Origin of the sequence: Vibrio sp. R-1, assembly GCF_035615595.1 — a bacterium.
In the GTDB taxonomy this organism is placed as follows: Bacteria; Pseudomonadota; Gammaproteobacteria; order Enterobacterales; family Vibrionaceae; genus Vibrio; species Vibrio cholerae.
Genome location: NZ_WPDC01000153.1, coordinates 1 through 3817 on the forward strand (window position 1 = coordinate 1; position 3817 = coordinate 3817).

The 3817-nt window shown below is 44.5% G+C and carries 3 protein-coding genes; 2 read left to right on the forward strand and 1 reads right to left on the reverse strand.

What is annotated here, in order from left to right:
* Nucleotides 1-99: 99 nt before the first annotated feature.
* Nucleotides 100-1332 (reverse strand): L-lactate MFS transporter, encoded by a 1233-nt coding sequence (locus tag GOU96_RS17085; RefSeq protein WP_000034189.1) that lies wholly within the window; start codon nt 1330-1332, stop codon nt 100-102.
* Between the two features lie 422 nt (nt 1333-1754).
* Between GOU96_RS17085 and GOU96_RS17090 the strand changes: the two genes are divergently transcribed.
* The gene (locus GOU96_RS17090) at nt 1755-2297 is read left to right on the forward strand and encodes a DUF3332 domain-containing protein (RefSeq protein ID WP_000810187.1); all 543 of its coding nucleotides are present in this window, start codon (nt 1755-1757) and stop codon (nt 2295-2297) included.
* 293 nt (nt 2298-2590) lie between these two features.
* Nucleotides 2591-3817, forward strand: a 1227-nt coding sequence (locus GOU96_RS17095) for a diguanylate cyclase domain-containing protein (RefSeq protein WP_324702037.1), incomplete at its 3' end; no start/stop codon positions are given.

Sequence of the window (3817 nt, forward strand, 5' to 3'; positions counted from 1 at the left end):
AACGAACGTAGCCAATACCGCTGCAGCTTCAAGTCGGAAGGGGATAGAAATGCAAATAGCCTGACTGGGTCAGGCTATTTATACAAAAGCTTACGCTGCTTAGGCGGTTTGCAACTGAGCCACTTTCTCCGCTGAAATAGGCTTGGTGATCAGAGCAAGAAGGATACACACGGCCATCATTGCTGCGGAAATGGTGTATGCCAAGTTGTAGCCGCCACCATGAGTCATTGAGTAACCCACGACTGCCGCACCAATCGCGCCACCAATGCCCCATGAAGTGTAGAGTACACCATAGTTGGTGCCGTAATTTTTCAAGCCATAGAATTCTGCCGTGATCGATGGGAACACCGCCAGTAGCGTACCGTAACCAACCGCGGCAATCGCCGTGCCGATGATTAAGGTGAATTCTGAGTCAAACGTGGCGAACAACACCATATTTCCGCCTTGCAGCAAAAATGCCAGCAGCAGAGTACGCACGCCACCAATTTTATCTGACAAGATACCCGCAGCAACGCGGCCGCCTGAATTGAAAATCGCCAAGATTGAAGCAAGGTATACCGCGTTTGGTAGGTTTGCTTGCACGCTAGCGATGTTCGTGATGTTACCGATGATCATCAAACCAACAGAAGCGGCAAGAGCATACATCAGCCACAATGCATAGAACTGAGGTGTTTTCAGCATGGCTTTCCAGCTTAAGTTGGCGACTTTGGCAGCTACTTTTGCTTCTTGACCCGCTTTCAGTTTCGGCTCAGCAGGCACATAACCCGCTGGAGGGTTGTTAATCGTACAGGCGAGCGGTACCGCAATCGCCAGTACACCCGCGCCCAGAATCATAAAGCTGGTTTGAATGCCTAAGTGGGTAATCAAGGCTGACGTCAGTGGTGCAAGATAAATCGCTGCCAGACCAAAACCTGCTGCAATCAGGCCATTTACCATGCCTTTTTTACTTGGGTGGAACCACTTCATAGCCGATGGGGAGAGGCAAGCATAGCCAAAACCGATACCTGCACCCGTCATCACGCCGAAGGTGAGATTGAGCATCAAAACAGAAGAAGCAAAACCTGAGGCAATCATGCCTAACCCCGTTAAGGTGGTACCTAAAATCAGGATATTACGTGGACCCATGCGGTCTTGCAGAATGCCAGCAACTAAAAGACAGACAGAAAAAGCGATGGTTGCAATAGCATAAGGGGAAGAGGCATCCGCTGCACTCCAGCCAAAGTCGGTGACTAGGGCTTTATTAAAAACGCTCCAGGCATAAAGAATGCCAAGACAAAGGTTGATACAGAAACCCGCCAGCAGAATGCGCATAGCTTTATCAATCTTGCTCATTATTTGTGATACTCAGTAAAAATTAGGATAGACAACCCCGTTATCTGGGGTATTTGTTCAAAATAACTTTGCAAAATTCAACAATTCTGGCAAAGCGCGCGGATTATAACCAATAGCCTTGTGATTGGAATCACTTTTTAAAGACGGATAAAAAATAAATTTCGCTTGTTTCATCACTGTTGTATTTGTGAAGAAATGTGGTGGTTTTTAGTGGGTCAGCCCAATCATTCAGCGTGATGAATTATCAGTAAACATTAAGTGGGTTAATGTTAGCTTCTTGTTTGTAACTATATGTTTATTAAATGATTTAACTGACAAGTAAAGCACTTGGTCAAAATAGGGTTAATTCACTTTCTTCCCCCTTCAAAAATTGAAAAAAGCCTCTACTATCGCCCACCTTTTTCAGATAAGTGGAGATTAATATGAAACAGAAAGCACTTAAAATGGCGCTAATCGCAGGATTGGGTGTCACTTCCCTAACCGGATGTATGGGACAAATGGCAGCGACCGGACTGGTCAATAAATTCAATTTAGAAGTGGTGGATAACCGTTACGCCCGTGAAGGCCTGTTTTTACTACTTTCACCCGTCTATGGTTTAACCAGCACAGCCGATCTGTTTATTTTTAACTCGATTGAGTTCTGGACAGGGAAAAACCCCATTTCAGGAAAATCGCCAGCGGTTGTTGATATTCCTGCTAAAGCGATTATCAAAGTCAATGATCAATTAGATCGCTCTTTGACAGAAGCGCCGCTGCAAACACAAGTACGCCCGATCGAAAAAGCAACGTTAGAGCAACTTGATTCGCATACGCTTCAGATGGAAGTCACCTATGTCGATGGCAGTCATAAAGTATTGCGTGGCGAAAAAGGTCAAGATGAGGTCACTTTTTATCTAGATGGTGAACTCTTTACCGTTGTTAGCCAGCAAGAGCTCAATGCTTATATCGAGGCAAGCCAAATTTGATCGTCTGATCGGCAAATGGTCTGGATCCGACTGCGCATTCAGTCTGCGAGCAGTACCTCAGTCGCAACAGGTTATGATGAAGAGCCAAGGAGGGTTCACACCTCGGTGAGGTGTGGAAAAGATCACTCATAATCAAAAGGTTGCTTTTTACGTTGCAATAAAATCTTTCATTTAGTCGATACTGATCGTTTGTATTCCCCTGCTGTCAGCGCCATACTTTCTATTCACCTGCTTTCATTCAATACTGGCCACCGTCATCGCCCAATAATGTGACTTACAAAGGATATGAGCGAATGGATCATCGCTTTTCGACCAAACTATTTCTGTTTCTCATGATTGCTTGGCCGCTTTTATTTGGATCAATGAGTGAGGCTGTAGAGCGCCAAACCTTGACTATTGCCAACTCAAAAGCATGGAAACCCTATTCTTATTTAGATGAACAGGGGCAGCCTTCTGGCATATTGATTGATTTTTGGTTGGCTTTTGGTGAAGCGAATCATGTCGATATTCAATTCCAACTGATGGATTGGAATGATTCCCTAGAAGCGGTGAAGCTTGGCAAATCCGATGTTCAAGCTGGTTTGATCCGTTCTCCTTCAAGATTAGCGTATCTCGATTTTGCAGAACCTTTACTGACAATCGATACACAACTCTACGTACACCGCACGTTATTGGGCGATAAATTGGATACGCTGCTATCTGGGGCCATGAACGTCTCATTAGGTGTAGTAAAAGGGGGATTTGAACAAGAGTTCATGCAACGAGAATATCCTCAGCTTAAGTTGATTGAATATGCCAACAATGAATTGATGATGTCTGCAGCAAAGCGACGGGAATTAGATGGTTTTGTGGCCGATACTCAGGTCGCCAATTTCTATATAGTGGTTTCCAATGGCGCGAAAGATTTTACGCCAGTGAAGTTTCTTTATTCAGAGGAATTGCGTCCAGCGGTCGCCAAAGGCAATAGGGATTTATTAGAGCAAGTAGAGCAGGGTTTTGCACAATTAAGTAGCAATGAGAAAAACCGTATTTTAAGTCGATGGGTTCATATTGAAACGATTTATCCACGTTACTTAATGCCGATTCTCGCTTCAGGTCTCTTACTCAGTATCGTTATTTATACTCTTCAACTACGGCGTACCGTTCGATTGCGAACACAGCAACTTGAAGAAGCCAATCAAAAACTCTCCTATTTAGCGAAAACGGATAGCTTGACGGACATTGCTAATCGCCGTTCGTTTTTTGAATATCTTGAAGCGGATCAAACACGATCAGGCAGCTTAACGTTGATGGTTTTTGATATTGATGACTTCAAAACCATTAACGATCGCTTTGGGCATGGCGCAGGAGATAATGCCATCTGTTTCGTGGTTGGGTGTGTGCGACAAGCTTTAGCATCGGATACCTACTTTGCAAGGATTGGTGGTGAAGAGTTTGCTATTGTAGCGCGTGGTAAAAATGCAGAAGAGTCGCAGCAGTTAGCTGAGCGAATTTGCCAACGAGTTGCAGAAAAAAAGTGG